Here is a 25,548-nt window from a genome sequence, read left to right on the forward strand (position 1 = left end):
GATGACCTCCACGCCACCCGGTGGTCCCGACGGGCCGAGTACGCCGGTGCCCGACAGCCTTCCCGCACTGCCGCACACGTGGCGCCCACGCTTCGTGCCCGTGGTGGCCGCCGCGATGGGGGTTGTCCTTGTCGCCGCCGCTCTGGGCATGTGGGTCGGGTTGCCGGCGGCGGCCCGGGCACAGATCAACATCCTGCAGTCCCTCACCCTCGGCCTGGTTCTGCTCGCCCTCCTCGCGGGGTTGTACCGGCTGGCCCGGTTAAAGGTGCGCGCCGACGATGCCGGCCTCACGATCGTCAACGTCCTGCGCACTCGCCAGTTGGAGTGGGCGCAGGTCCTGTCGGTCAATCTCCGCTCGGGCGATCCGTGGGTGCAGTTGGACGTCGACGACGGTACGACGGTGCAGGCGATGGCGATCCAGTCCGCCGACGGTCAGCACGGGCGGACGGCGGCGCGCGAGCTGTCCCGTATGGTCGCCCAGCACACCCGAACGCAGCGGAACGACTGACGCCCTTGGAGATCGAACACGTGTTCGATATCCTGTGGTGGAGGGCAGCGGGAGGCGGGAGCGGTGAGAGAGCGATTCGTCGTACGCGAGACCGACTACGGCCATGGCATCTGGGATCTGCTGCTCGACGACTGGTGGATTCCCCGGCTCGACATGGCTCGTCGCGATGCGGAGCTGATCGTCGAGGAGCTCAACCAGGGGTCCTGACTGGCGCGTTCCTTGTCGACGTGACGTTGGTCGGCTGGATCCGGTCATGACGAAGCGTCGCGCCGTCGCCGTGGCGGTGCTCCCTTCGGTTTTCGCGTTCGTGGTCTACCTGTGGGCGCTCGGTGTTCCCGCGCTCTGGCTCGACGAGGCGGCAACGGCGAGTGAGGTCGGGCGATCCCTCGGCGGTCTGCTCGGCTTTCTCGCACACCGCGACGCCGGTCTCGGCGCCTACTACCTCGCCATGTCGGCCTGGACCTCGGTGGGCGACGCGGAGTGGTGGCTACGTCTTCCGTCCGCCGCGGCCATGGCGGTCGCGGCAGGTGTGATCGCCGACCTGGCGCGCCGCTGGTGGGGGGCGTCGAGCGGGATCACCGCCGGTGTGCTGACGGCGTTGTCGCCGATGGCGTCGCGGTACGCCCAGGAGGCGCGCCCCTACGCCCTCGTCGTGGCCGTCGGCGTCCTGTCCGTCTGGTTGCTGCTCTGGGCAGTACGGACGGATCGGTGGTGCTGGTGGGTCGCCTACGCCGCCGCGCTGACGCTGCTCGGCCTGCTGCACCTGGCGGCCGTCCTCATCGTCGCCGCACACCCCGTGTTCGTGGCGGCGTGGCGGCGATCATGCGGACCGGGTGGACCGGGTGGACCGGGTGGACCGGGTGGACCGGGTGGACCGGGTGGACCGGGTGGACCGGGTGGACCGGGTGGACCGGGTGGACCGGGTGGACCGGGTGGACAGGGTGGACCGGGTGGCTGGCGGAGGTGGGCCATCGCGGCCACGGTGGGGTTGGTCCTTCCGGCCGCGCTCGCGATGGTGGTGTTCAGCCAGCGCGCGACGGTGGGCTGGATACCCGCGCAGAGGCCGGGCGACCTCGCGGATGCGTTCGTGGCCATGGCCGGTTCCGGGCCATTCCTGGTGCTGCTTGCGGCACTTGCGCTGGTCGGCGTACGACTGAACCCGCTCACCGCGCCGCTGCTGGTGTGGCTCGTCGCTCCGCCCCTGCTGCTGTTCGGCGTCGGCGCCATCACACCGGCGTTCCTTCCGCGGTATCTGCTCGCCTCGACGCCCGCGCTCGTGCTGCTCGCCGCCGCCGGGCTGCGGCACCGGACGGCCTGGACGGTCGCGGTCGTGGGCGCGGTGGCTGCAGCGGTGGCATGGGCTCCCCTGGAGAGGATGCGTGCGCCCGACGGTCATGGACCGGACCTGCGCGCGGCCGCACGAGTCGTCGCCGCTGACTGCCGTACCGGCGATGCGGCGTACGAAACCCTCACGACCGTTCACACTCTTCCGTACTACCTGCGAGGCTCCGATTGCGACCTCACCTGGGTCGCCGGTGGTCTGCCGCCAGGCGTGCGCCGGGTGTGGATCGTCGTGCCGCGGTGGCAAGAGGGCAAACCGTCGGGTGTGACCGGACTCCGGCACGTACGCACGACTTCGGTGGCCGGCGCGCGCGTCATGCTCTGGGAGCGGCCGCGCCGGTGACGTCCGTGCTCTGGCGTGGCAGGCGATACGGCGACGCTCAGACGGTGGTCAGGATCTCCGCGCCCGTGGGCGTGACGAGCAGCGTGTGCTCGAACTGCGCCGACCACCGGCGATCCTTGGTGAGCACGGTCCAGCCGTCCTCCCACATGTCCCATTCGTGCGTGCCGAGGGTGAGCATCGGCTCGATCGTGAACGTCATGCCGGCCTCGATCGTGGTGTCGAAGCGTGGCTCGTCGTAGTGCGGAATGATCAGTCCCGAGTGGAACGCCGTGCCGATGCCGTGGCCGGTGAACTCCTGTACGACCCCGTAGCCGAACCGCTTGGCATAGGACTCGATCACCCGTCCAATGACGTTGACCTGGCGGCCGGGTGCGACGGCCTTGATTCCTCGCATCATGGCCTCATGGGTGCGTGAGACCAACTGGCGTACGTCTTCTCCGACGTCGCCGACGAGAAAGGTGGCATTGGTGTCGCCGTGCACGCCGCCAATGAACGCGGTGATGTCGATATTGACGATGTCGCCGTCTTCGAGTTGGCGCGCGTCAGGAATGCCGTGGCAGATGACCTCATTGACCGAGGTGCAGAGCGACTTGGGGAATCCCTGATAACCGAGCGTCGAGGGATAGGCGCCAGCGTCACACAGAAACTCGTGGCCCACCTGGTCGAGTTCATCGGTGGTGACGCCCGGGGCGACGTGCTTCCCGACCTCCTGGAGCGCCTGCGCCGCGATCCGCCCGGCGACCCGCATCCGCTCTACGGTGTCGGCGTCCTTGACCTCCGAGCCGGTGAACCGGCGTGGCGCGGCCTTGTCGACGTACTCAGGTCGGCCGATGTCCTGGGGGACCTTGCGGCGCGGGGAGATCTCGGCGGGAACCAGTGGGGCCATGGTTCCGGGAGTCTACGACGCCCGTCGGGAGGTTCTTCACCATGTCCGCCGGGTGCGAACGACGGTGCGGAGTTGCCGGAGCCGCTTCGCTGGGGAAAGCTTCCCTCATGAGCGTGGAACCTGCCGAGTGGTATTTCTGTCTACGGCACCACCGGGTCGAGCCTCGGGAAGGATGCCGCGCCGCTGATCGGCTCGGTCCCTACCCCAGCGAGGCGGAGGCGCAGGGGGCCCTGTCCAAGGTGGCCGAGCGCAACGAGCAGTGGGACACCGACCCACGCTGGAACGACGACGTCGACGACGAGCGCTGATCGGGCCCATCCGTCTCCCGTCGCAACGAGTGCTGGCTCGGCTGTGACGGGTCTGGGTGGCGGCATCCGGTTGTTGGCCGTGACTGGAGTCGGCTGTGGGGACGGCGCATTCTGCGCACGTCCCCACGGCTGACACTGCTTTTTCGTTTTCGGTCGATCTACCCGGTTTGGATCATCCCGCGGACTGGCGGCGCGGCGCACGGCTGCCCGTCCGGGCGGTCGCTGTCTGCGTGGCGCTCGGTGTGGTCGCTGCCCGGGTCATCCTGCGTCCGGCCATCTTCCGAGTCCCGGCGGTCCTCCTCGTGGTGGTCCGCTTCATGCCGGCCCGCTTCCGAGTGGCCTTCTTGGCCGGTGCGCGCTTCTTGGCGGCCTTGCGCGCCGGCGCCCGCTTTGTCGCGGTTTTCTTGGCCGTACGCTTGGCCGTCGTGCGCTTCGCGGTGGCCCGCTTGGCGGTGGCCCGCTTGGCGGTAGTGCGCTTCGCGGTTGTCCGCTTGGCGGCGCCGCGCTTGGCGGTGGCCCGCTTGGCCGTCGCCCGCTTCGCGGTGGTCCGCTTCGCGGTGGCCCGCTTGGCCATGCCCCGCTTGGCGGTAGTGCGCTTCGCGGTGGCCCGCTTGGCCGTCGCCCGCTTCGCGGTGGCGCGCTTCGCGGTGGCCCGCTTGGCCGTCGCCCGCTTGGCGGTAGTGCGCTTCGCGGTGGCCCGCTTGGCCGTGGCCCGCTTCGCGGTGGCCCGCTTCGCGGTGGCCCGCTTGGCCGTGGCCCGCTTCGCGGTGGCGCGCTTCGCGGTGGCCCGCTTCGCGGTGGCCCGCTTCGCGGTGGTGCGCTTGGCGGTGGTGCGCTTCGCCGTCGTCCGCCGAGTCGTTGTCTTGCGACCCCCGCGCTTCGCCGTGCTCCCGGTGGCCTTCCTTGCCGCAGCCACCGTCTGCTTCCGGACGGTCTTTGCCGCCGACTTTCCTGCCGCTGTGGCCCGGGTAGCTATCTTCCCCGTCTTCCTGGCCGCGGCCGTTCTCTTGTTTGCGGTCTTGGTCGCCGCTGTTCTTGCTGTGGGCACCGCACTGCCTCCCTTGCAGGGGCCTCCGGCCTTCAACCGGACCGTTGCTGCCAACTTGGCCAGGACATTCACTCCGGCCGTCTCAGTGGATCTTGCGCATTAACGGCTCCCGTAAACCACGAACGGCGGGGGAATTTATTGATCTGTGCGAGAACCGCTCAGAAATGCGGTCGAGTTCCATGCATCGTGATTTCGCAAACCCAGAGTTGATGGGAAGCATTGGCGTCCAAACACCGAATATGTAAAGCAGATAGGCGTTCGCCGAAGTCGTCCTCCCGCAGACGCTATGCGCCCGGGCCCACGATGGTGTCGAGAAGGCGACCGAGTCGTGCGCGCAGGGTGCGGCGTCGACCGGGCGTCGGTTCGGTGGCCGCGATGCTCAGCAGGTGTTGTGCACTGTCGAAGGACACGGCCGGCAGGGCATCTGTGTCTACTGCGAGAACATCGTGCGCGAGGGCGGCGAGTTCTGGCTGACCTGTGTCGAGGGCGAAGATGTTCGCGCCCTTGCGGCGTACGTCATCGACGCGTTCGAGCAGTGGATCCGGCACCGACGCAGCGACGACGAGGAGCGACTCGCCTCGGCGTGCGTCGCTCAAGCGGTCCAGCCCGATGGCGAGATGTGCCGGCGCGCCTGGTGGTGGGTTCCACCGCACCAGGGTGGGCGCGATCTCAGGGAGGGCGGCATACCGCGACTCGTCGTCGAGGTGTGCGGTGAGGTGCCAGGGTTCGTCCTCTGGTGGGCCGAACAGCAAGAGCCCACCGGGGGATTTCGTGGTGGTCCGAAGTGCGCGTCCGAACTCGGCGGTACGTTCGAGCCAACCGCTCCCGTCGAGAAGCTCGCGGAGTGCTCGTGCCTGCTGGAGATCCATCGCACACCACCGTGCCACATGGGCCCCGCGAGGGGGACAGTTTGGTGCCGACTGGTTTGCTGGACTCGTACGGCGGGCGTCGTGCGGAGAGGAGCAACCAGTGAGGTACGGCTACAAGGCATCGGCCGAGCAGTTCGGCACCCGCGAACTACTCGACTACGCACTACTCGCCGAGCGGCTCGGCTTCGACATCGTGGCGGTGTCGGACCACTTCCAACCGTGGCGACACACCACCGGGCACGCGCCCCTTGTCTTCAGCTGGCTCGGTGCACTGGCGTACGCATCGGAGCGGATCACGATGGGCACGAGTGTGCTCACGCCGATCCTTCGCTACCACCCGTCCGTGGTGGCGCAGGGCTTCGCCACCATCGACCAGTTCGCACCCGGCCGGGTCTTCCTCGGCGTCGGTACCGGCGAGGCGATGAACGAGGTACCGGCCACGGGCGCGGCGTGGCCTGGCGGCAAGGAGCGACGGGCGAGGTTGCGGGAGGCCGTCACCTTGATTCGTACCCTCTGGACGCAGGAACGCGTGGACTTCGCCGGCGACTACTACACGACCTCCAAGGCGACCATCTACGAACGCCCGGACGATCCGCTGCCCATCTACGTCGCGGCGTCCGGACCGCTCGCCGGCCGACTGGCGGGGCGAATCGGCGATGGTGTCATCCAGACCAGTGGCAAGTCACCGGAGCTCTACGAGACGGTGCTCGGCAAGGTGCGCGAAGGTGCGGAGGCGGCTGGACGCGATCCAGCGAAGCTCCCGAACCAGATCGAGATCAAGGTGTCCTACGACGCCGACCGCCGGGTCGCCGAAGAGGCCTGTGCGTGGTGGGCGGCGCTCGGACTGACGCCGGAGCAGAAGCAGGGCGTCGAGGACCCGGTGGAGATGGAACGCCTGGCCGATGCCGACCCGCTGATCGCCACGAAGCGGTTCATCGTCTCCGACGACCCTGACGAGGTTGTGGACAAGATCGCGCCGTATGTCGATCTCGGCTTCAGCGAACTCGTCTTCCACGGCCCGGGCAACGACCAGGCACGCTTCCTGGAGGGTTTCGCCCGCGACGTCCTGCCGCGCCTGCGGTCCCGATGGGGCTGAAGCCCGGGGAGTAGTCACGACGAGCGCCTGACGGGCACCATGGGTGCATGAAGTCACTGGTCCGGTTGGCTGGCTGGGTCGGCATCGTCCTGTTGTTCCCCGTGCTCTACCTCTACGTCGTGAGCGGGCTCGTGGCCCCGATCTGGGCGGTGGTCGTGCTCGTCGCCTGCTGGCTCGTGCTCGGGCTCTGTGCCGTGCGGTGGGTTCGGCGCCGGCCGCTGGTGGTGCTGGCGCTGCCCTTCGTCGGGGTGGTGTTCTGGTTGGCCGTCGTCTCGCTCGGTGAGGTCCTCTTCGGGTGGACGGCCTGACGGGTTCACCGGTCGCCGTACTGGCAGACACAGTGGACTTGCCGATGCCGGGGAGGCGCCGGCCACCGCGATGAGTCGCGCCATCGCCTCCGTCCTCACCGGGGGATGAGGCGGCAGCGGACCGGGCCGGCCGCCCGGAGAGTGATTCCCGCGGCGAGGGGCACCTCGGTGTCGATCGCGGTGAGTTCGTACGCCTGGAGCACGAGGGCGAGGGCCAGCACCGACTCCAGCATCGAGAAGTGCTGACCGATGCAAGCCCGGGGTCCGCCGCCGAACGGGAACCAGGCGTAGCGCGGACGTGCCGCCTCCGCCTCCGGCGTGAACCGGTCAGGGTCGAAGACCTCGGGCTCGTCCAAGTACGCCGGATGCCGGTGGGTGACCCATGGACTGACGAAGACCTGTCCGCCCGCGGGGATCGCGAAGCCACCGATCTCGGTCTCGGTGACCGCCAGACGACCCGTCGCCGGTGCCGCGGGATAGAGGCGCATCGCCTCCTTCAGTACCTGCGTGGTGTAGGGGAGCACGTCGAGGTCCCTGGCCTCGGGAACTCGACCACCGAGCAGCTGGTCGACCTCCTCCCGGGCCCGGGCCTGCTCGTCCGGATGACGGGCCAGCAGGTGCAGCGCAAAGCCCAGCGACGTCGCGGTGGTCTCGTGCCCGGCCAGCAGGAAGATGAGGACCTGATCGCGGATCTCACTCGCCGCGAGGCTGTCGCCGTCCTCGTCGGTGGCGCGCGCCAGCAGCGAGAGCAGGTCAGTACCCTCGGCGCCCTCGGCGGTCCCCTTGCCGGTGCTGGCCGTACCGGCGCCGCGGCGCTCATCGATGATGCGGTCACAGACGCCGTACAGCTCGCGCAGGGCCGCCGCCGCGCGGCGGTTCGAGGAAGTCGACCACTGCCGTGGGATGTGGATCGGTGAGAGACCGCGACGTCGGGTGTATTCGCCGATCACCGGGAAGGATCGACGAACGGTCTCGATGGCGTCGTCGACGTCGGCACCGAAGAGGATGCGCGCCACGACCCGGAGCGTTAGCCGGGTGGACTCCTCGATCACGTCGACCACCTGGCCGGTGGCGCCCCGCCAGGCCTCGACTGCCGCGCCGACCTCCTCGCACATGGCAGCTGCGTACAGGTCGACCCGGCGCCGCGTGAACAGCGGCTGGATGAGCCGGCGTTGGCGTGCGTAGTCGGTGTCCTGGCTGGTCAGCAGGCCGTTGCCGAACGACTCGCGCACCTCGAGGTAGAACCTGTTGTCCTTGCGGAACAGGGCCGCATCCGAGAGAACCTGTCGCGCACCGTCGGGGGAGAACACGCCGTGGACCACCAACCGAAGGCCGGGCGGGCCGACGACGAAGCGCACCACATCGCCGCACTCCTGGAAGGCGCGCACGTACGTGCCCAGCGAGTCACGCCGAAGATCGAGCATCGACCCGACCAGAGGTCGGCTGGTGGGCGTCGGTGCGGTGGTGAGAGTCATGGCTCCTCCAGCGGCGGGCAGTGGCGGCTCGGATCAGTCGTGGGTGCGGGTAGACCCCGTGGCTCCACTCAACATGCTCGTACGCGCTGGCCGGCGCTGATCACCGGCCGTACCCTGCGCACCCAGTCGGGCCGTACGCATGGCGCCGGCGCTCGCCACGACGACCATCCCCACTGCGGCGAGCTGCCACGGGGTGAGCCGCTGGTCGAGAATCAGGAAGCCCGCGACGGTCGCGACGGCGGGCTCGAGGCTCATCAGCACGCCGAAGGTCCGCGGTGAGAGCCTGCGCAAAGCCGTGAGCTCGAGGGTGTAGGGCACCGCGGTGCACAGCAGGGCGACGCAGGCGCCCAGGAGGAGGGTGGGCGGGGCGAGGAGAGTGGGGCCGGTGGTGACCGCCGCGAGGGGAAGGATGGCGATGCTGGCGACGACGAGTGCGAACGCCAGGCCGTCGGTGCCGCGGAACCGCCTGCCGGCCTCGGCGCCCAGCAGGATGTAAGCCGCCCAGCACACCCCGGCGCCCAGGCCGAACGCGGCTCCCACCGCGTTCAGCTCCTCCAGCCCGCCCTCGCTCAGGAGTACGACGCCGATCCCGGCGAGTCCGACCCAGAGGAAGTCGCGTAGCCGCCGGGACATCACGACGGCGAGCCCGAGAGGACCCAGGAACTCCAAAGTCACCGCGGCGCCGAGGGGCAGGCGGGCCGCGGCTTCGTAGAAGCAGACGTTCATCGCCGCGAGGACCAGTCCGAGGCCGACGCCGACCGCCACGTCCCGTCGAGTGCGGCCGGACAGGCGGGGACGCACGAGCCCGACGACGAGTACCGCCGCCAGCAACATCCGTAGCGTGACCGCACCGACCGCCCCCACCTGCATGATCAGGATGACGGCGAGCGCACCGCCGAACTGGACCGAAAGGGTCGCCCCCAGCACCAGGGCGACGGCCTGTCCGTCACGACGCGGCCACTGAGCCGGAGGGCCGGTGTCGCCCGCGCCGGAGGACTTCGACGTCATGCCTCCCGCGGGCCCTCACCGGGTGGTGCCGTGCGTTCCGGCGGAGCCGCGGTTTCCGTCACGCGACCAGGCTGTGTCGTCTCCCGCCAGCCGTCGGTGATCGGCAGTCGGCGGTCACGACCGAACGCCTTGAACGAGATCTTCGGGCCCGGCGGGTACTGCCGACGCTTGAACTCGGCGGCGTCGACCATCCGGATCACCTTCTCGACCAGTTCCGGCTCGAAGCCTGCCGTCACGAGGTCGGCCGCACTGGCGTCCTGCTCGACGTAATCGTCCAGCATGTCGTCGAGAAGTTCGTACGGGGGAAGGGAGTCGGTGTCACGCTGGCCTGGGCGTAGCTCCGCAGACGGCTCCTTGTTGATGCTGCTGGTCGGGATCGGCGGTGTCTCGCCGATGTCCCGGGCGACCTGGTTGCGCCAACGGGCCAGCCGCCAGACCCACGTCTTCGGGACGTCCTTCAGGGGCGCGAAGGCACCGACCGCGTCGCCGTACATCGTGGAGTAGCCGACCGCCAGCTCGCTCTTGTTTCCGGTCGCGATGACCAGGTGCCCTTCCTGGTTGGCGACTCCCATCCAGATCATGCCCCGGATCCGGGCCTGGAGGTTCTCCTCCGCCACCCCTGTCAGCTCGACGTTGTCGAGGAACGCCGCGACTATCGGCTCGATCGGGATCTCGCGGTAGTCGAGCCCGGTGCGCTCGGCGAGGTCGGCGGCGTCGTCCTTGGAATGATCGCTGGAGTACTTGCTGGGGTTGGAGATCCCGTGGACGTTCTCCGGGCGCAGGGCGTCGCAGGCGATCGTGGCGGCCAGGGCGGAGTCGATCCCGCCGGACAGGCCCAGGACGACGCTCTGGTAGCCGTTCTTGTGGACGTAGTCGCGCAGGCCCGTGACGACCGCCGTGTAGATCTCGGCCTCCTCGTCGAGCCGCGGCGCGATGCCGGAACGGCTAGGCGGGTAGCTCATGAGCGGTGTGTCGGAGATGACCGTACGTTCGATCCGGATGCCGGCGTACTCCTGCGCGCCCTGGGTCGTCGTCGCGAGGTCGAGGTCGACCGTGAGCAGCCCCTCGGTGAACTGCGGCGCCCTGGTCAGGACCGTGCCCGTCTCGTCGACCACGATCGAGTCGCCGTCGAAGACCAGCTCGTCCTGCCCACCGACCATGTTGACGTACGCGAGCGGGCACATGGCCTCGCGGGCACGCCGGGTGACGAAGGTGAGCCGCTCGTCGTCCTTGGCCAGTTCGTACGGCGAGGCGTTGATCGTGAGCAGCAGGCCGGCTCCGGCGGCGCGGGCCGCGCGGACTGGTCCGCCGTCCTGCCAGAGGTCCTCACAGATCGCGATCGCGACGTCGATGCCGTGCACCGTGACGACCTGGAGGCTCTCGCCGGGCACGAAGTAGCGGTACTCGTCGAAGACGCCGTAGTTGGGCAGGTGGTGCTTGATCGCGCGGGTGACGATCTTGCCGCCGTGGAGGACGGCGGCGGCGTTGTGCGGCGAGCCCTTGGGCCGCCCGATCTGGTCCGGCGATCCCGCGCCCTTGTCCAGATATCCGCAGACGACGACGAGCTGGCCGAGGCCGGCGGCGGCGAGTTTGGCGGCGAGATCCTCCATGGCGGCGCGGGAGGCATCCACGAACGACGAGCGGAGAGCAAGGTCCTCGACGGGGTAGCCGGTCAGAGCCATCTCGGGGAACGCGACGATGTGCGAACCCCGGTCGGCGGCATGCTGGGCCCACCGCAGGATGGCATCGGCGTTGCCGGCGATGTCACCTACCGTGACGTTCAGCTGTGCCAGTGCGAGGCGGATTTGTGCCACGCTCCGAGGGTAGTCGGTCGGCGTCTGCCGGCCGACTCTGCGCCCGTGGGCGTTCCCGATCCGGTCGCGCGTCGCGGGGACCGAGTGGGATCGACGCTGGACAAACCGGACGCCTCACCCTCACGGGCGTCCCGGTTCCGCCGGCAGTGATCAAGATGTGGCGTCGGCGGGGGCCGGCCACGTGTGAGGCCCGGGCGGGCAATGCGCCGGTAACCCCGGAGTGATACTGATGGTCAGCGGGACATACCGCTGCCCGACGCCAGTGAACGAGTCGCAGGGATGGATGAGCTATGGACAAGCAGCAGGAATTCGTCCTCCGCACTCTCGAGGAACGCGACGTTCGGTTCGTCCGGCTGTGGTTCACCGACGTCCTCGGCTTCCTCAAGTCCGTGGCGGTCGCACCGGCCGAGCTCGAGGGCGCGTTCGCGGAGGGGATCGGCTTCGACGGTTCCGCGATCGAGGGCTTCGCCCGTGTCTACGAAGCTGACATGCTCGCCAAACCCGACCCGGCGACGTTCCAGATCCTGCCGTGGCGGGGGAGCTCGCCCAGCACGGCGCGGATGTTCTGCGACATCCTGATGCCGGACGGTTCACCGTCGTACGCCGATCCGCGCTACGTCCTCAAGCGGGCCCTCGGCAAGGCGGCCGATCTGGGCTTCACCTTCTACACCCACCCCGAGATCGAGTTCTTCCTCTTCAAGGACACCCCTGAGAAGGGCCGCCCGCCGGTGCCCGTCGACCGCAGCGGTTACTTCGACCACACCGCCCACGGGATGAGCCAGGACTTCCGGCGCGAGGCGATCACGATGCTGGAGGCGATGGGGATCTCGGTGGAGTTCAGCCACCACGAGGGCGCGCCCGGACAGCAGGAGATCGACCTGCGCTACGCCGACGCGCTGGCGACCGCCGACAACATCATGACGTTCCGGGTGGTGGTCAAGGAGGTCGCGCTCAGCCAGGGCCTGTACGCGTCGTTCATGCCCAAGCCGTTCTCGCAGTGGCCGGGATCGGGGATGCACACGCACATGTCGCTGTTCGAGGGCGACCGGAACGCCTTCTTCGAGTCAGGTGCGGAGTACCACCAGTCGAAGGTGGCCCGGTCGTTCATCGCGGGCCTGCTCCGCCATGCCAGCGAGATCACCGCCGTCACCGACCAGTGGGTCAATTCGTACAAGCGGCTCTGGGGTGGCGGTGAGGCACCCGCGTACATCTGTTGGGGGCACAACAACCGCTCGGCGTTGGTGCGGGTTCCGATGTACAAGCCGGCGAAGGGACAGTCGACGCGGATCGAGTTCCGTTCGCTCGACTCCGCGGCCAACCCTTATCTGGCGTACGCCGTGATCCTGGCGGCCGGGCTCAGGGGCGTCGAGCAGGGTTACGACCTGCCACCGGGGTCAGAGGATGACGTGTGGTCGCTCACCGAAGGCGAGCGTCGTGCGCTGGGGATCGACCCGCTGCCGCAGAGCCTCGACGAGGCGATCCGGGTGATGGAGGGTAGTGAACTCGTCGCTGAGACGTTGGGGGAGCACGTCTTCGACTTCTTCCTCCGCAACAAGCGGACGGAGTGGGAGGAGTACCGCCAGCAGGTCACGGCGTTCGAACGCGACCGGATGCTCCCAGTCCTCTAGGGGTGTGTGATCCATCAGACACCCCCTAGCGTCCGGTTCGCATACGTTGCAGGATCGCAGGTCCTGGACCAGGAAGGTCGTCCCGTGCCGGAGCCCTCGTTCAACCTCGTTGTCATGGTGGGGAGTACTCGGGAGGGACGGATCGGCCACCACCTCGCCCGGTGGTTCGTGTCGCAGGTCGAGCCGCGCGACGACATGGTCACCGACCTGATCGATCTGGCCGACGTCGAGTTCCCCTCGGTCTATCCTCAGTCGCTCGGCGAGGTGGAGAAGGCGTTCATCGCGCGGATCGCGGCCGCCGACGCCTATGTGGTGGTGACTCCGGAGTACAACCACGGGTATCCGGCCTCGTTGAAGCAGGCGATCGACTTCCCCTACCTCGAGTGGAGCGGCAAGCCCGTGGCGTTCGTGTCCTACGGCGGCATGAGCGGAGGGCTCCGCGCCGTCGAACAGTTGCGTCAGGTCTTCGCGGAGGTCAACGCCGCCACCGTGCGGGACTCCGTGAGCTTCCACAACGTCGAGGAACTGTTGGACCCCTCCGGCGAACTGCGCGACCTCGCCGGGTGCAACGCGGCGGCCAAGGCCATGCTCGACCAGATCGTCTGGTGGGCGCTGGCGCTGCGCGCTGGGAGAGCCGCCCGGCCGTTCCCCGCCTGATCCGGTGGACGTCAGGGCTTGCGTGCCACGCCGCGGTACATCCAGCGGGACTCATGCGCTCCGCGGCGGCCGGAAGTCCAGCTAGCTCGGCGCGAACGCCGCGGTCGTCACGCGGCCCTTCCGGACGTGGACGACGGTTCGTACGTCGTGGGATCCGGGCACGTCAGCCCTGACCTGCCAGCTACCGGGTGGCACGTCGACGATGCCGAACCACCCGCTGCCGTCGGTGAGCCCCGACGCCACCTTCTTGCCGGTACGCAGGTCGTGCACGCTGACGGTTCGCTGGTCCAGCGGCATGCCGTCCTGGCCGACGAGTTCTCCGGTGACGTGACCCGTCTCGGGCCGGGTCTTCCACGGCATCGAGGGGACCTTGGCCGGGCGGGCGAAGACTGGCTCGTCCGCACCGGTCGGGTCCTGCTGCGTGAACGCCGAGGCGAGTGCGGCGCGCTCGGCGTCGGCGAGGGACGGATCAGTGTTGGCGGCCGCACTGGGGACCGCGTAGGAGTAGCCGCTCCACCCCACGACGCTGTTGCCGGTGGCGGTGGGTATGAGGGCCGCCCGCGCCTGGCGCACGCTGTCGGGCACGCTGTTGAGGTAGACCGCCGGACCGACGACGTTGTGCCGGCCCGCCTGCCAGTCGGCGAGGACCTCGTTCCACTCGCGGAACATCTGCTGCTGGTCGGGCAGGTGTTCGCGCTTGTAGTTCATGGCGACGGTGGTGTCGATGATCCCCTCGTCGAGCCAGCCCTTCCAGTCCTGCATGACCTCCGCGTAGGTGCGGGTGCGTTCCCAGCCGCCGACCGACTGTGGGCCGAAGCCGTAGGTGATGCCGTTGACGGAGAGCCGGGCGAGGGGCTTTCGTTCGTACATCGACAGGTAGATCTTGCGGACCAGAGCCGTGACCTGCGCGCGGCGCCACTCGCTCCACTGGAGGTCGGCCGGGGCCGGCGTGTCCGTGCGTCCGGTGGCGTCGCGGAACCGCTGCAGCGAGACGTCGGAGTAGCCCCAGTCGCTCGTCTCGGTCGTGGAGTTGTAGTCGGGGTAGCGGATGTAGTCGAGGTTGATCCCGTCGATGTCGTACTCGTCGACGATGCTGGCGATCCCGTCCACCACGTAATCGGCGGCGGCGGGGTTGGCGGGGTCCATGACGTTCATCGTGTTGACCCGCTCGGCTCCGTCGACCCGCTTGTTGAGCCAGCGGTCGGCACCGGTTGCGGTCTCACCGTGGGTGTGGAACACGTGGTCGGGCGACGGTGGCGGAGTCGCTGCGTTCCACATCGGGGTGGCGTTGACCCAGGCGTGGACCTCGATGCCAGCGGCGTGTGCCTTCTCGATCACGTCGTCCAACGGGTCGAAGGCCGGGTCGATCGCCACGTGGGTACGCGGGAAGGCGGACCGGTTGCAGAAGCAGTCCATCCACCGGCCGACCTGAACGATCAGGGCGTTGGCTCCGAGAGCCTCGGCGTCGGCGACCAGTTTGTCGACGTTCTCCGGCGTGTAGATGCTCGGCCGGAACGAGTCGACCCAGTAGCTGCGCCACTGCGCGATCGGCTTCGGCTCCGCCGTGGCGGTCGGGGTCGGCCCGACCGAACTGGCGAGGAGGGCGCCCATCGCCCCGACCGCTCCCAGCGCGGAGATCGCACGGATGATCCGACCCATGGGCTGCTCCTCCCGGGATCCTGACGCTTCGCATGTGTCCTGCCGACGCATGCTCGCAGTACGAAGGGAAGTTACACCGGCGGGTCCACCGGTGGAAGCTGTTGCCGCCTCGGGCCACGTCCCAGGCTGTCGCCGGCCGCCGACCCGGCATGCCGAGACTCCCGCGGGCGCCGGTGTCGGCGGTCAGGACACGAGATGGTCATCTAGGTTGGGGTGCGTGCCGGGTAGGGGCGGACGCGGGGCCGGGCCGCAGCGGCGGCAGAGGGAGGTTGCGGGGTGACGCCACAGGCGCACGTGTGGACCACGGGACAGCTCGTCCGGCTGGGATTCGGGGAGCCTGACCGCATCCGGGAGACGCTGGGGGAGCTGGGTCCCAGGTTCGACCCGCTTCTCGAGGCCGCCGCCAGAGCGGCCGACCCCGACCAGGCGTTCTCCTTTCTCGCGGCACTCCTCGACGCCGCGCCGGACCGGGCGGAGCTCGAAGGCCACCTCCTGACCGACCGCGCACTTCTGTCCAACCACGTGCTCCGGGGCCGACTCGCCGAGGTTCTCGGCGCAAGCAGCGGGCTGGGAGAGCATCTCCTGCGACATCCCGCGCACTGGCGTGAGCTCGCCGATCCCGAACTGAACCTGGTCCGACCGACCGCGACGGCGTTGCGCGTGGCACTTCTGGAGGCCGTCGGAGCCGACCCGTTCGCGGCCGAACCGGTTGCCGCCGAAGCCGGACCGGCCGCCCCCGACGCCCTGCGGGTGGGGTATCGCCGGCTGCTGCTGCGCCTCGCGGCCAGGGATCTGGCCATGACGGTCTCGGTCGACGATGTGGCCGCCGAGCTTGCCGACCTTGCCGCTGCCGCGCTGGAGGCGGCTCTCGCGATCGCGCGCGCCCGGCTGCCCGAGGGTGCCGCGCCGTGCCGGTTGGCGGTGATCGGTATGGGCAAGTGCGGCGGCCACGAACTCAACTACGCAAGCGATGTCGACGTGTTGTTCGTCGCCGAGCCGGCGTCGCCGGGACCCGCGGGTCCTGGCCCGGACGGGGAGGTGGGCGCCCTGCGTACCGCCACCCAGCTCGCGTCCCAACTCATCCAGATCTGCTCCGACCACACGGCCGAAGGAACGCTCTGGCCGGTCGATGCGGCACTTCGCCCCGAGGGCCGCAGCGGACCGCTGGTTCGCACTGTCGCGAGCCACCTGGCCTACTACGAGCGGTGGGCGAAGACCTGGGAGTTCCAGGCCCTGCTGAAGGCGCGGACCGTCGCGGGTGACCGGGACCTGGGCGCGTCCTACATCGACGCGGTGACGCCGCTGGTGTGGCGCGCCGCGGACCGGCCAGGCTTCGTCGAGGACGTCCAGGCGATGCGGCGTCGGGTCGTCGACCACATCCCGGCGGCCGAGCTCGACCGTCAGCTCAAACTCGGGCCGGGTGGCCTGCGGGACGTGGAGTTCGCCGTCCAACTGCTGCAGCTCGTCCATGGCCGCGCGGATCCCACTCTGCACAGCCCGTCCACGCTGTGCGCGCTCGAAGCTCTCACCCAAGGCGGGTACGTAGGACGCGGTGACGGTGCCGCCCTGGCCGATGCGTACCGCTTCCTGCGTACGTTGGAACACCGCGTCCAGCTGACCCGGCTCCGGCGTACCCACCTGCTGCCCGCGGACGAGCGGGAGCTGCGCGCCCTCGGGCGTTCGTTGGGCTACTTCGCCGAGCCGGTCGCGGAGCTCACCCGGGTCTGGAAGCAGCACAAGCGCGAGGTACACCGCCTGCACGAGAAGCTCTTCTACCGGCCGCTGCTGGCCGCTGTCGCACGGATCCCCGGCGAAGAGGCCCGGCTCACCCCGCAAGCCGCGCGCGTCAGGCTCACCGCGCTCGGCTTCTCCGATCCGGCAGCCGCGCTGCGTCATCTCGAGGCCCTGACCGCCGGGGTGTCCCGACGGGCCTCGATCCAGCGCACCCTGCTGCCGGTGATGCTCCACTGGTTCGCCGACGCACCGGATCCCGACGCGGGCCTGCTGGCGTTCCGGCAGGTCTCCGACGCGTTGGGCACCACCCCGTGGTACCTGCGGCTGCTGCGCGACGAGGGCATCACGGCAGAACGCATGGCCAGGGTGCTCGCGACGAGCAGGTTCGTCGTCGACCTCCTGCGCAGGGCGCCGGAGGCCGTCGCCATGCTCGGCGACGACGAGAGCCTCCGCCCGCGAAGCCGGGAACAGATCGAGACGGAGACCCTCGCGGCGGCCGGGCGCCACGACGACCCCATGGCAGGGATCGGCGCCGTGCGTAACGTGCGTCGACGAGAGCTCTTCCGGATCGCCGCCGCCGACGTCCTCGGGCTGATCGATGTCGACGGCGTGGGCGAAGCACTCACCGACATCGCGACGGCCACCCTGGTCGGCGGGCTGACCGTCGCGGTCCGCGCGGTCGAGGCCGAACGCCGAAGGTCGCTGCCGACCCGGCTCGCTGTGATCGCGATGGGCCGGTTCGGTGGCCACGAGATGAGCTATGGCAGCGACGCCGACGTGATGTTCGTCCACGAGCCGCTCGCCGGCGCCGACGAGCAGGAGGCCGCCGAAGCCGCGACCGCCGTTGTCACCGAGCTGCGCCGACTGCTCGCGTCGCCGGCACCGGATCCGCCCCTGGTCGTGGACGCCGACCTGCGGCCAGAGGGACGACAGGGACCGATGGTGCGGACGCTCCCGTCGTACGCGGCGTACTACCGCCGCTGGTCCCACGTCTGGGAGGCGCAGGCACTGCTGCGTGCCGAGCCGATCTGCGGCGACCCCGAACTGCGCCGACGCTTCGTGGAGCTGATCGACGCGATCCGCTGGCCAGCGGCTGGGCTCCCCGAAAGCGACGCTCGTGAGATCCTCCGGATCAAGGCTCGGGTCGATGCCGAACGCCTGCCACGTGGCGCCGACCCGACCACCCACACCAAGCTCGGACGCGGCGGTCTGGCCGATGTCGAGTGGACGGCACAGCTGCTGCAGTTGCGGCACGCCGGCCGCCTGCCGGAGCTGCGGACGACTCGGACCGTCCAGGCGCTGCGGGCCGCCGCGTCGGCCGAGCTGATCGACAACTCCGACGCCGAGGCGCTCGTGTCGGCCTGGCGGCTCGCCACCCGCGCCCGCAACGCGGTGCTGCTGGTCCGGGACCAGCCGTCAGACTCCCTGCCGCGCGACCCCCGGGACCTCGCGGCCGTCTCCCGGGTCCTGGGATACGCGCCGCTCGAAGCTGGCCGCTTCCTCGAGGACTACCGGCGGGTCACGCGCCGGGCCCGGGCGGTCGTCGACCGCGTCTTCTGGCAGTGAAGGAGTCGGCTCGGCCGCCGCCGGCTACCCGGTGAGGGAGGAGCGACCGTCGAGGCTGGCGAGGTCGGCGGCCACCTTGCCGGCGGCCCACCCGGCGGCGTTGGAGACCGACACCGAACGCGCCCTGGTGCGGGGGAACAGCTCGCCGAACAAGGCCTCGACCTCCTGTTCCCGGGCGGCGAGGACAGGCAGGAGCCGGCCGGATGACCCGGCATCGACCGTCGCCTGGCTGGCGGCATTCGCTTCGTTCAACCGCTCGCCGATGCGCGAGGAGTAGGACACGAGGAACGACTGGCGCCACGAACGCGTGCTCGACCGGCCGAACCTGCTCACCTGGCTGCCATGAGCGAGCATCGCTCGGTTGGCCTGCAACAGCAGCGACGTCGTGAGGATCTCGACCAGCTCCAGGTCGACCTCCTCGCCGACGACGATGACGTAGCCGGTCTTGTCCTCGACCACGGTGCGCGATCGGTTTGCCGTGGCGACCACGTGGACGAGCAACGACTTGGCGCTGACATACGGTGCGTCCAGCCAGATCCGCCGGGCGCTCGCACTGCCAGTGCCGGGCGTTCGCCCGGCGCCGTCGACGTCGGCGTCGAGCAGTGCCCGGTCGAGCGAGAACTTCGTCATCAGCTCCTGCGCCTTGCTGGACAAGGCTTCCGCTTCGTCCGGGAACTCCGTCGACTCGGCCTTGGCCAGTAGTGCCCGGATGCGGGCGAGGACCTTGTCGTCGACCTCGCCGCGCCCTGGTCGTTCGGAGCGTACGGACGCCTCCCCTGGAAGGGGAAGGATCTTCGTGGTGCGTGGCAGCGTCAGGCAGAAGCCCAGCACGGTCATCGCCGTCTGCAGGGCGGTGGAACGGTCGCGGCCCTGACGGGTGCGCCACTGGTCGAGATGCGGCTGGTCGGATCGCCACCACAGCGACCCGCCCAACTCGTCGAGCTGGGCGCGCCAGCGTGGATCGATCGTGGACTCGGCATAACGCTGGGTCTCGCCGAGGATCACGTCGGTGAGGTAGTCACGCTGCAGGGGGTCGAGCCGGCGGCTGGCAAGCTCGGCGGCGTCGCGAGGTTGCCAGCCGCCCTCCCACATCCCGCGAACGCCGCGAAGCAGACAGGACCCGATCACGGTGTCGACCAGGCGGGCCTCTACGCCGGGAGCGGCGAGGTCCGTCGCCACTCGGCGGGAGATCTCCGCGTTGTCGCGGCCGGAGTAGGCAGCGGCAAGCACCCACCGCTCGATCTCCTCAGGCGTCGGCGTTGCTCCAGGAGACATCGCACGCACGGATCCGAGCCCAGCAGCCCCGAACTCGTCCGGCCGCAGGTCGGCGCGGCAGTGGGGACAGTCGCACAACGGGTCGCCGAACGGCGACGTCCCCTCACCACTGGCCCGTCCGGATCGACGCCGCCTCGCGCGCTGCTTGGCGGCCCTACGGTCGCGGCTGTTCCTTCCCACGTCGAGGTCTCCTCCCCGTCGGAGTTCGGTGTCGTGGCGCAGTCTGCCGCGCGCCACCGACAAGGTGGCGGACACCCACGGGGTGGGTGGTATCTGTGGTGGCGGAGGTCAGCTTCCTTCAGCTCGCCTCTTTCGTACCGACGATGCGAGTTCACGAAGCACGCCCTCGGTCACCTGCCAGCTCATGCACGCATCGGTGATGCTCTTGCCGTAGGTCAGCTGGTCGGCGTCGCCTTCGAGAAGGTCCTGCCGGCCTGGTTCGAGGAAGCTCTCCAGCATCATCCCGACGATGCCGTGCTGACCGGTGGCCACCTGGTCCGCGACCGCCTTGGCGACGACCGGCTGGCGCAGGTGGTCCTTGCCACTGTTGCCGTGGCTCGCGTCGATGACCAGGCGTTCGGGAAGGCCCGCCTTCTCCAGCCGGAGCAGCGCATCGGCCACGTTCGCCGCGTCGTAGTTGGGGCCGGTCTGGCCGCCGCGCAGGATCACGTGACAGTCCGGATTCCCATGTGTGGTGAGAATGGCCGCGACGCCGTCGTCGGTGACTCCGGTGAAGACATGGCTGACTCCCGCGGCTCCCGCCGCGTCAACCGCGCCTTGCACGTCGCCGCCGGTGGAGTTCTTGAAGCCCACCGGCATGGAGAGCCCGCTCGCGAGGTGGCGGTGGACCTGGCTCTCTGACGTCCTGGCACCGATGGCGCCCCAGCTCACCGTGTCGGCGATGTACTGCGGGATGATCGGGTCGAGGAACTCGCACCCCGCCGGCAGACCGAGCGACAACACGTCGAGAAGCACCTTGCGGGCCGTACGCAAGCCCTTGTTGACGTTGTAGCTTCCATCGAGGTCCGGGTCGTTGATGAGGCCCTTCCAGCCCAGGGTCGTCCGCGGCTTCTCGAAGTAGACCCGCATCACGACGCAGAGGTCGTCGGCGAGTTCGGTGGTGAGGGCCGCGAGGCGTCGCGCGTAGTCGAGTGCGGCCGCGGGGTCATGGACCGAGCAGGGGCCTACGACGACGAGCAGCCGGTCGTCGTCACCGGACAGGATCCGGGTGACCTCCCGGCGACCACGGACGACCACGGCCGAGCCGGCCCGGTCCAGTGGAAGTTCGTCGCGGAGCAGGGCGGGGGAGAGGAGCGGCCTGGACTGGCTGATTCGAAGATCGCGCACCGCCTCGCCGGCCGCGGTTTCGGCGGGATTGGCCGGACTGGCTGGAGCGGGATTGGCCGGACTGGCTGGAGTGGGATTGGCCGGATTGGCCGGATCGGCCGGATCGGTCAGATCGGCTGCGGAGCGTGGGGCGGGATCGGATGTCGACGACACGGGAAGGGCGTCCTTTCGGCTGGGGGCCGTCCCCGTCTGGGCGTTGGGGCCGGCTCGCCTGGTGGGCAACAAAAAGAGGCAGGGCCCTCGCGGACCGCTGCCTCTGCCGGCTCTGGATGGTTGAAGATCAGCGCATGGCGTCGCTGCCGCGCCCATCCAGGGCCGGCTCGCTAAACCAATAGCTCCATCGCACGGCAGTGACCCTACCCTGCCGAGCGCGGACCGGGCAACGCGGTCAGTCTGGGAGGGACGCGACGCGGCGGTCGGGGCGCTCGAGATACCTCTGGTCAGGAGGGCTGAAGCCGAACTGGGCATAGAGGCCGTGGGCGTCGTCGGTGTGCAGCGCCCATCGGAAGTGTGCACCCGGGCCACGGTCGATCATGGTCCGCACGAGTTCCTTGCCGAGGCCGTCGCCGCGTACCTCGGGCAGGACGTAGACGTCAGCCAGGTAGGCGAACGCCACGCCGTCGGAGATCGCCCGTGCGAAACCGACCATTCGGGCGTTCGTCGGCGTATAGGCACCGACCACCCGCCAGGCGGAAGCGAGTTGGCGTTCGACGTCCTCGCGGGTACGCCACCGGCCCCAGTAGGCGTCGGTGGACAGGAACGCCCACAAACCCTCGACATCGATCCGCTCAGGACTGTCGTCGAGTTCGTACGAGCCGTGCGAGATGACCATGAGCGCCGAATCTAGCGACCGAGCCCCCACCGGGTGAGCGTCCCCCGTGCGCCGATCCGGCGAGCGAGCACCTCGAACGGGTTCTGCGGTTCGTCGACAGCCCGACCGAAGACGTGGACATGCACGTGCGGGGTTTCCTGGCCGGCACGGGGCCCATCGTTGAGGAAACAGCTCAGTCCGGTTGACCCGTGCCGGTGGGCGAAGCCGGCGCGTACCTCTCGGAGCCTTTCTGCGTACGACATGATCTCCTGCGGATGAAGTGCTGCCGGACTCACGACGTGGCGGAGCGGCATCACCAGCACACTTGCCTCCACCAGCGGAGCGCGAGGCCTGAGGACACGAACACCATCGGCCCGCCAGAGTTCCTGCTCTCGTTCGACGGATGGGACGCAGCCGTCGCAGGTCGCGGGGTCGACCTCGGGACCGGGCGGTGGTATCGGTTCTGCCGTCGCGAACGCAGGGCTCAGTCGTCGGTCCAGATCCTCCTGCTCTGCAGGCGACATCGGCGCAGGGCGTTCGTGCAGAGGCAGTGCCATCACCCGGACAGGCTTCACTCGCTCTACGCGGCTGCGGCCGAAGACGTGGACGGTGGGCTGGCCCGACTCCGGGACCGGCTCTCCGATGCCGCTCCCGTACGGGACCCACGACCAGGCGAAACTCAACCCGAACCCGTCGCACCCGAGGACAGCATGGAGACCAGCCTGCGCAGCCCGATAGACATGAGCGAGATCGGCGGCGACGTCCGGCGTCGGTTGGTCGTTCGGACTGCCGCTCCGGAGGCGCAACGCCACATGTGCCTCGGTGAGGGGGTACGCCGGTCGTACGATCTGCCAGCGTTCGGAATCCAGTAACACCACTTCTCGTCGATCGCTCGCGTATGTACGCGTAGCCATCCTCACCCGACCGCAAGGGGGGTGGACACCCACCAGAGAACGCCGAACGGGTCGAAAAGTCCTGCTTCCCGTACTCCATAGGCCCGGTCGCCAGGTGCCGACTTCAGCGTCGCGCCCGCCGCCAACGCCTGCTCGACGGTGGCATCGACATCGGGAACGTAGAGCGACAGGCAGATGTTCGGGTGATCGTCGGCCACCGTACTGGTCTTGCTGTCTGGACCCAGGATCAGTCGCGACCCGTCGATGTCGAGCTCCGCATGGAGAACCGCGCCGCGATCGTCGGTGTAGGTCGAGGCCACGGTCGCGCCGAATGCGGCCTGGTAGAACTCGATCGCCACCGGTACGTCAGGCATCGCCAGGCCGGGCGCCAGCGCGCCACGACCGTCGGGGATGTAGCTCATTCGACTTCCTCCATGGCTCGGGCGGGGCCCGTGGCCACCCATCCTGGCCAAGGCTCGACTTCCGCGCAACAGATGTGCCGCGAGGCCGGGCTCGCCGCCGGGCTGGGTGCTCGAGATACTCGCGGCATGGTTGTCGCTCTTCGGCGGCCATTCTGGGAGGACATGTGATCGTTCTGCTCTCGGTCATTGGCGTCGCGGGTGTCGCGATCTTGTGGGCGGAGGTGGTGCACTGGCGGGCGTCTCGCAGTCTGACGGGTCCCGGTCGGGCTGGAGCGGAGGCGATCGTCGTGCTGGGGTACCGCAATCCGAGTAGCGAGAACGCGAATGCGCTGAACCGCTGGCGGGTGCGTGCGGGTCTGCGTTCGATCGATCCTCATGCCTCATCGTCTCGACTCGTGTTCTGCGGCGGACCTCACGAGGCGGCGGTGATGGCTCGTTACGCAACCGAGCAGTGCGGATTCACCGGTGATGTCGTCGTCGAGGAACGGTCGCGTACGACGTGGCAGAACGTCGAGAACGTCATTCCCCTCATCGGCGACGTCGACCGCATCAAGTTCGTTTCCCATCCGCTCCACGCGCAGAAGGCGCGACTCTATCTTCAGCGCCAGCGGCCGGACCTCGCATCCCGGATGGTTCGGTCAGCGGATTACCGGTTCGGGGAGTGGGCACCGCTCAAGCCGCTGTTCGCTGCGTACGGCCTCGTGGACCTGGCGAAGACGAAGAAGAACCTCGCGGCGTCGGCATAACAGATGGCGAGCCCACCGCCAGGGCGTGGGCTGCGGAGTGGGTGAGATACCTGGAAAGCCGGCCGGACTGCACACGTGGGCGCCGTTCTACGAACGACTTGGCTATCGAGGCGAGACCTGGCCTCAGGACAGATCGATCCACCAGTGGTGACAGTGCAGCGTGCGCCCCGCGAAATCGAGGTCGCACGCTCCGAGGTTCGCGAACCCGTTCTTCTCACACACCTTGGTGGACGCTGCATTCTTCACTGCAGGGAAGGCATGGATCCGGCCGAACTTCCGCTCTCGCCGCGCCTTCTCGAGTACGGAACGCACGGCCTGACTGGCAATTCCTCGATTCTGGAACTCGGGAAGGACCATCCACCCGATCTCGACGATCTCCTCGCCCTCATGCGAGGACTCAAAGACCCCGACCCAGCCGACAGCCGAGGACGAACCGTCCAGCATCACTTTGAGCGGCCAGCACCGTCCCTCGGCGGCCATTGCGACGGACTTCGTGTGCGCGCGCTCGATGGCCTCTGGCGGGCGTGGACCACCCAGCTCGGCCATCATCACCGGGTCGGTTTCGGTCACCAACCGGAGCTCGACGTCCTCGGCGATCATCATCTCCAGCCTCATAGCGGTGACAGTAACGCCCGCGACCGACATCCTTCCCCGGTAGCCGGCGCCTCGCGGCGCGCCTCTCTGTCGTGCATAGCCGCACGTCGTCCGGTCCTAAGGGGTGCCGTTGTGCAGTGCGGCGAGCTGGTCGTCGTACCAGGAGATCCACTCTGAGGATCTTGTTTCCTCCTCCAGACCATCGAGCCCGGCGCTTGAGGAGGTGGAGCGCTGTCGCCGCGACACTGTCGTGCTGTCGGATCGATGACGACCGGCGTCCCGGAAACTCTTCAAAGAAGTCCGGTATAGGGGTGTCGGATCGGGGCGGTGGTGTTCGTAGCAGGGTGAGGCCGCCCACAGGGGCGGCGCGCCAAGGCAAAGGGAACGGCGATCATGAAGCTGACGACCATGACTCAGGTCGCCATCGACGGAGTGATGCAGGGAAACGGCGCCGCGTCGGACCAGATGCGCGCACATCCCATCGGCGTGGCCTTGAACGAGGCCCCCCAAGTACGTTGCCTCGACCGCGCTCACCGCCCCGCGTTGGGAGGGCACGACCGTTCTCCGCGATGACCTCGTGGCGGGCGTGACGATCCAGGTCTACCGACCGGCCGGGCGCTCGCGGTATGCAACGGCCTGAAGTCCCTGACCACCGAACCACGCTGTATTGACACCACAGGAGATGATCTTCAGATGCAGTACCTGGTTTCCGTGATCGATGACAAGAGCAATCCCGGCAGCACGGACAGGCAGCCTGCAATCAGCGCGTTCAACGAACGACTGATCGCCGAGGGCTACTGGGTTTTCGCAGGCGGACTCGCCGACACCGACGCGGCCACGGTCATCGACAACCGGGGCGAGCAGGCGGTGTTCAGCGACGGGCCTTTTGTGGAGTCGAAGGAGTACCTCGCCGGCGTCTGGGTGTGGGAGGCCCCCGATCTGGATGTGGCGCTCGAGCTCGCCAGCGAGGCGTCGAAGGTCTGCGATCGGAAGATCGAGGTGCGGCCGTTCCTGTGAACACCCCACGAAATCGCTCCGCTTCGCTCCACGATTTCGCGGGGACCCCGGAATGAGCGTGAGCGACGTCGAGGAGGCGATCACCCAGGCCCACCACGAGGAGTGGGCGCGGGTGGTCGCCGCCCTGACCAGACGTTCCGGTGACCTCGACGTCGCCTCGGCGCGGTGCCCCGGTCTGTCGCCGCTGGGCTGCTG

24 protein-coding genes are annotated in these 25,548 nt (G+C 69.0%); 11 read left to right on the forward strand and 13 right to left on the reverse strand.

Annotated elements, in window-relative coordinates:
• The first annotated feature begins 1 nt into the window (after window position 1).
• The 3 genes from ABNF93_RS10740 to ABNF93_RS10750 all read left to right on the forward strand — a co-directional run bounded on the left by ABNF93_RS10740 (window position 2) and on the right by ABNF93_RS10750 (window position 2,192).
• On the forward strand, window positions 2-508 hold the full coding sequence (locus tag ABNF93_RS10740) for a PH domain-containing protein (RefSeq protein ID WP_349327785.1): 507 nt from the start codon (window positions 2-4) through the stop codon (window positions 506-508).
• A gap of 63 nt (window positions 509-571) precedes the next feature.
• Window positions 572-715 (forward strand): hypothetical protein, encoded by a 144-nt coding sequence (locus tag ABNF93_RS10745; protein ID WP_349327786.1) that lies wholly within the window; start codon window positions 572-574, stop codon window positions 713-715.
• A 46-nt stretch (window positions 716-761) separates the two neighbouring features.
• Window positions 762-2,192, forward strand: a complete 1,431-nt coding sequence (locus ABNF93_RS10750; protein ID WP_349327787.1) for a glycosyltransferase family 39 protein — start codon at window positions 762-764, stop codon at window positions 2,190-2,192.
• 37 nt (window positions 2,193-2,229) lie between these two features.
• Here ABNF93_RS10750 and map read toward each other — a convergent pair whose 3' ends face one another.
• Window positions 2,230-3,078, reverse strand: coding sequence for a type I methionyl aminopeptidase (gene map / locus ABNF93_RS10755; RefSeq protein ID WP_349327788.1), 849 nt, complete (start codon window positions 3,076-3,078; stop codon window positions 2,230-2,232).
• 107 nt (window positions 3,079-3,185) lie between these two features.
• On the opposite strand from map, the gene ABNF93_RS10760 reads away from it, so the two are divergent.
• A complete protein-coding gene (locus ABNF93_RS10760; protein WP_349327789.1) occupies window positions 3,186-3,386 on the forward strand; it encodes a hypothetical protein in 201 nt (66 codons plus the stop codon).
• 172 nt (window positions 3,387-3,558) lie between these two features.
• Here the strand turns inward: ABNF93_RS10760 and ABNF93_RS34900 are convergent, their stop codons facing one another.
• Together ABNF93_RS34900 and ABNF93_RS10770 are read right to left on the reverse strand one after the other, a co-directional pair.
• Entirely contained in the window at window positions 3,559-4,506 is a 948-nt protein-coding gene (locus ABNF93_RS34900; protein ID WP_502877574.1) for a histone H1-like repetitive region-containing protein, read from the reverse strand.
• 212 nt (window positions 4,507-4,718) lie between these two features.
• Window positions 4,719-5,303 (reverse strand): hypothetical protein, encoded by a 585-nt coding sequence (locus tag ABNF93_RS10770; RefSeq protein WP_349327791.1) that lies wholly within the window; start codon window positions 5,301-5,303, stop codon window positions 4,719-4,721.
• A gap of 100 nt (window positions 5,304-5,403) precedes the next feature.
• Here ABNF93_RS10770 and ABNF93_RS10775 point away from each other — a divergent pair, with 100 nt between their 5' ends.
• Both ABNF93_RS10775 and ABNF93_RS10780 read left to right on the forward strand, forming a co-directional pair.
• Entirely contained in the window at window positions 5,404-6,399 is a 996-nt protein-coding gene (locus tag ABNF93_RS10775; protein ID WP_349327792.1) for a TIGR03557 family F420-dependent LLM class oxidoreductase, read from the forward strand.
• 47 nt (window positions 6,400-6,446) lie between these two features.
• Entirely contained in the window at window positions 6,447-6,707 is a 261-nt protein-coding gene (locus tag ABNF93_RS10780; RefSeq protein WP_349327793.1) for a hypothetical protein, read from the forward strand.
• A 95-nt stretch (window positions 6,708-6,802) separates the two neighbouring features.
• On the opposite strand, the gene ABNF93_RS10785 is transcribed toward ABNF93_RS10780, so the two are convergent.
• From ABNF93_RS10785 to ABNF93_RS10795, 3 genes are read right to left on the reverse strand one after another with little or no spacing between them, the layout of a single operon-like run.
• The gene (locus ABNF93_RS10785; RefSeq protein WP_349327794.1) at window positions 6,803-8,182 is read right to left on the reverse strand and encodes a cytochrome P450; all 1,380 of its coding nucleotides are present in this window, start codon (window positions 8,180-8,182) and stop codon (window positions 6,803-6,805) included.
• 33 nt (window positions 8,183-8,215) lie between these two features.
• Window positions 8,216-9,190, reverse strand: coding sequence for an EamA family transporter (locus ABNF93_RS10790; protein ID WP_349327795.1), 975 nt, complete (start codon window positions 9,188-9,190; stop codon window positions 8,216-8,218).
• Window positions 9,187-11,004 (reverse strand): NAD+ synthase, encoded by a 1,818-nt coding sequence (locus tag ABNF93_RS10795; RefSeq protein ID WP_349327796.1) that lies wholly within the window; start codon window positions 11,002-11,004, stop codon window positions 9,187-9,189. Before ABNF93_RS10795 ends, ABNF93_RS10790 begins: the two co-directional genes overlap by 4 nt.
• Before the next feature lie 290 nt (window positions 11,005-11,294).
• Here ABNF93_RS10795 and ABNF93_RS10800 point away from each other — a divergent pair, with 290 nt between their 5' ends.
• Window positions 11,295-12,632 (forward strand): glutamine synthetase family protein, encoded by a 1,338-nt coding sequence (locus ABNF93_RS10800; protein WP_349327797.1) that lies wholly within the window; start codon window positions 11,295-11,297, stop codon window positions 12,630-12,632.
• A gap of 84 nt (window positions 12,633-12,716) precedes the next feature.
• The gene (locus ABNF93_RS10805) at window positions 12,717-13,289 is read left to right on the forward strand and encodes an NADPH-dependent FMN reductase (RefSeq protein ID WP_349327798.1); all 573 of its coding nucleotides are present in this window, start codon (window positions 12,717-12,719) and stop codon (window positions 13,287-13,289) included.
• An 81-nt stretch (window positions 13,290-13,370) separates the two neighbouring features.
• Here the strand turns inward: ABNF93_RS10805 and ABNF93_RS10810 are convergent, their stop codons facing one another.
• Window positions 13,371-14,948, reverse strand: a complete 1,578-nt coding sequence (locus ABNF93_RS10810; protein WP_349327799.1) for a family 10 glycosylhydrolase — start codon at window positions 14,946-14,948, stop codon at window positions 13,371-13,373.
• Between the two features lie 276 nt (window positions 14,949-15,224).
• Here ABNF93_RS10810 and ABNF93_RS10815 point away from each other — a divergent pair, with 276 nt between their 5' ends.
• On the forward strand, window positions 15,225-18,248 hold the full coding sequence (locus ABNF93_RS10815; protein WP_349327800.1) for a bifunctional [glutamine synthetase] adenylyltransferase/[glutamine synthetase]-adenylyl-L-tyrosine phosphorylase: 3,024 nt from the start codon (window positions 15,225-15,227) through the stop codon (window positions 18,246-18,248).
• Between the two features lie 24 nt (window positions 18,249-18,272).
• Here ABNF93_RS10815 and ABNF93_RS10820 read toward each other — a convergent pair whose 3' ends face one another.
• The 5 genes from ABNF93_RS10820 to ABNF93_RS10840 all read right to left on the reverse strand — a co-directional run bounded on the left by ABNF93_RS10820 (window position 18,273) and on the right by ABNF93_RS10840 (window position 22,996).
• On the reverse strand, window positions 18,273-19,703 hold the full coding sequence (locus ABNF93_RS10820; RefSeq protein ID WP_349327801.1) for a DUF2786 domain-containing protein: 1,431 nt from the start codon (window positions 19,701-19,703) through the stop codon (window positions 18,273-18,275).
• 108 nt (window positions 19,704-19,811) lie between these two features.
• On the reverse strand, window positions 19,812-21,023 hold the full coding sequence (locus ABNF93_RS10825) for a 3-deoxy-7-phosphoheptulonate synthase (RefSeq protein WP_349327802.1): 1,212 nt from the start codon (window positions 21,021-21,023) through the stop codon (window positions 19,812-19,814).
• Between the two features lie 235 nt (window positions 21,024-21,258).
• Window positions 21,259-21,702 (reverse strand): GNAT family N-acetyltransferase, encoded by a 444-nt coding sequence (locus ABNF93_RS10830; RefSeq protein ID WP_349327803.1) that lies wholly within the window; start codon window positions 21,700-21,702, stop codon window positions 21,259-21,261.
• Window positions 21,703-21,713: 11 nt separating this feature from the next.
• Window positions 21,714-22,556 (reverse strand): HIT family protein, encoded by an 843-nt coding sequence (locus ABNF93_RS10835; protein ID WP_349327804.1) that lies wholly within the window; start codon window positions 22,554-22,556, stop codon window positions 21,714-21,716.
• A 41-nt stretch (window positions 22,557-22,597) separates the two neighbouring features.
• Window positions 22,598-22,996, reverse strand: coding sequence for a VOC family protein (locus ABNF93_RS10840; protein WP_349327805.1), 399 nt, complete (start codon window positions 22,994-22,996; stop codon window positions 22,598-22,600).
• A 164-nt stretch (window positions 22,997-23,160) separates the two neighbouring features.
• Here ABNF93_RS10840 and ABNF93_RS10845 point away from each other — a divergent pair, with 164 nt between their 5' ends.
• The gene (locus ABNF93_RS10845) at window positions 23,161-23,742 is read left to right on the forward strand and encodes a YdcF family protein (protein ID WP_349327806.1); all 582 of its coding nucleotides are present in this window, start codon (window positions 23,161-23,163) and stop codon (window positions 23,740-23,742) included.
• 123 nt (window positions 23,743-23,865) lie between these two features.
• Here ABNF93_RS10845 and ABNF93_RS10850 read toward each other — a convergent pair whose 3' ends face one another.
• Entirely contained in the window at window positions 23,866-24,357 is a 492-nt protein-coding gene (locus tag ABNF93_RS10850) for a GNAT family N-acetyltransferase (RefSeq protein ID WP_349327807.1), read from the reverse strand.
• 672 nt (window positions 24,358-25,029) lie between these two features.
• Between ABNF93_RS10850 and ABNF93_RS10855 the strand changes: the two genes are divergently transcribed.
• Window positions 25,030-25,353 carry a YciI family protein gene (locus ABNF93_RS10855; protein WP_349327808.1) on the forward strand — a complete coding sequence of 108 codons (324 nt, stop codon included), beginning with the start codon at window positions 25,030-25,032 and terminating at the stop codon, window positions 25,351-25,353.
• The last annotated feature ends 195 nt before the right edge of the window (window positions 25,354-25,548 follow it).

Source organism: Actinopolymorpha sp. B9G3, assembly GCF_040120725.1.
In the GTDB taxonomy this organism is placed as follows: Bacteria; Actinomycetota; Actinomycetes; order Propionibacteriales; family Actinopolymorphaceae; genus Thermasporomyces.

Excerpts from the sequence above, each read along its gene's own strand:
- ABNF93_RS10740 (WP_349327785.1), top strand. The coding sequence starts at position 2 with ATGACCTCCACGCCACCCGGTGGTCCCGACGGGCCGAGTACGCCGGTG.
- ABNF93_RS10750 (WP_349327787.1), top strand. The coding sequence starts at position 762 with ATGACGAAGCGTCGCGCCGTCGCCGTGGCGGTGCTCCCTTCGGTTTTC.
- map (WP_349327788.1), bottom strand. The coding sequence starts at position 3,078 with ATGGCCCCACTGGTTCCCGCCGAGATCTCCCCGCGCCGCAAGGTCCCC.
- ABNF93_RS10760 (WP_349327789.1), top strand. The coding sequence starts at position 3,186 with ATGAGCGTGGAACCTGCCGAGTGGTATTTCTGTCTACGGCACCACCGG.
- ABNF93_RS10770 (WP_349327791.1), bottom strand. The coding sequence starts at position 5,303 with ATGGATCTCCAGCAGGCACGAGCACTCCGCGAGCTTCTCGACGGGAGC.
- ABNF93_RS10780 (WP_349327793.1), top strand. The coding sequence starts at position 6,447 with ATGAAGTCACTGGTCCGGTTGGCTGGCTGGGTCGGCATCGTCCTGTTG.
- ABNF93_RS10785 (WP_349327794.1), bottom strand. The coding sequence starts at position 8,182 with ATGACTCTCACCACCGCACCGACGCCCACCAGCCGACCTCTGGTCGGG.
- ABNF93_RS10790 (WP_349327795.1), bottom strand. The coding sequence starts at position 9,190 with ATGACGTCGAAGTCCTCCGGCGCGGGCGACACCGGCCCTCCGGCTCAG.
- ABNF93_RS10800 (WP_349327797.1), top strand. The coding sequence starts at position 11,295 with ATGGACAAGCAGCAGGAATTCGTCCTCCGCACTCTCGAGGAACGCGAC.
- ABNF93_RS10810 (WP_349327799.1), bottom strand. The coding sequence starts at position 14,948 with ATGGGTCGGATCATCCGTGCGATCTCCGCGCTGGGAGCGGTCGGGGCG.
- ABNF93_RS10830 (WP_349327803.1), bottom strand. The coding sequence starts at position 21,702 with ATGGTCATCTCGCACGGCTCGTACGAACTCGACGACAGTCCTGAGCGG.
- ABNF93_RS10840 (WP_349327805.1), bottom strand. The coding sequence starts at position 22,996 with ATGAGCTACATCCCCGACGGTCGTGGCGCGCTGGCGCCCGGCCTGGCG.
- ABNF93_RS10850 (WP_349327807.1), bottom strand. The coding sequence starts at position 24,357 with ATGAGGCTGGAGATGATGATCGCCGAGGACGTCGAGCTCCGGTTGGTG.
- ABNF93_RS10855 (WP_349327808.1), top strand. The coding sequence starts at position 25,030 with ATGCAGTACCTGGTTTCCGTGATCGATGACAAGAGCAATCCCGGCAGC.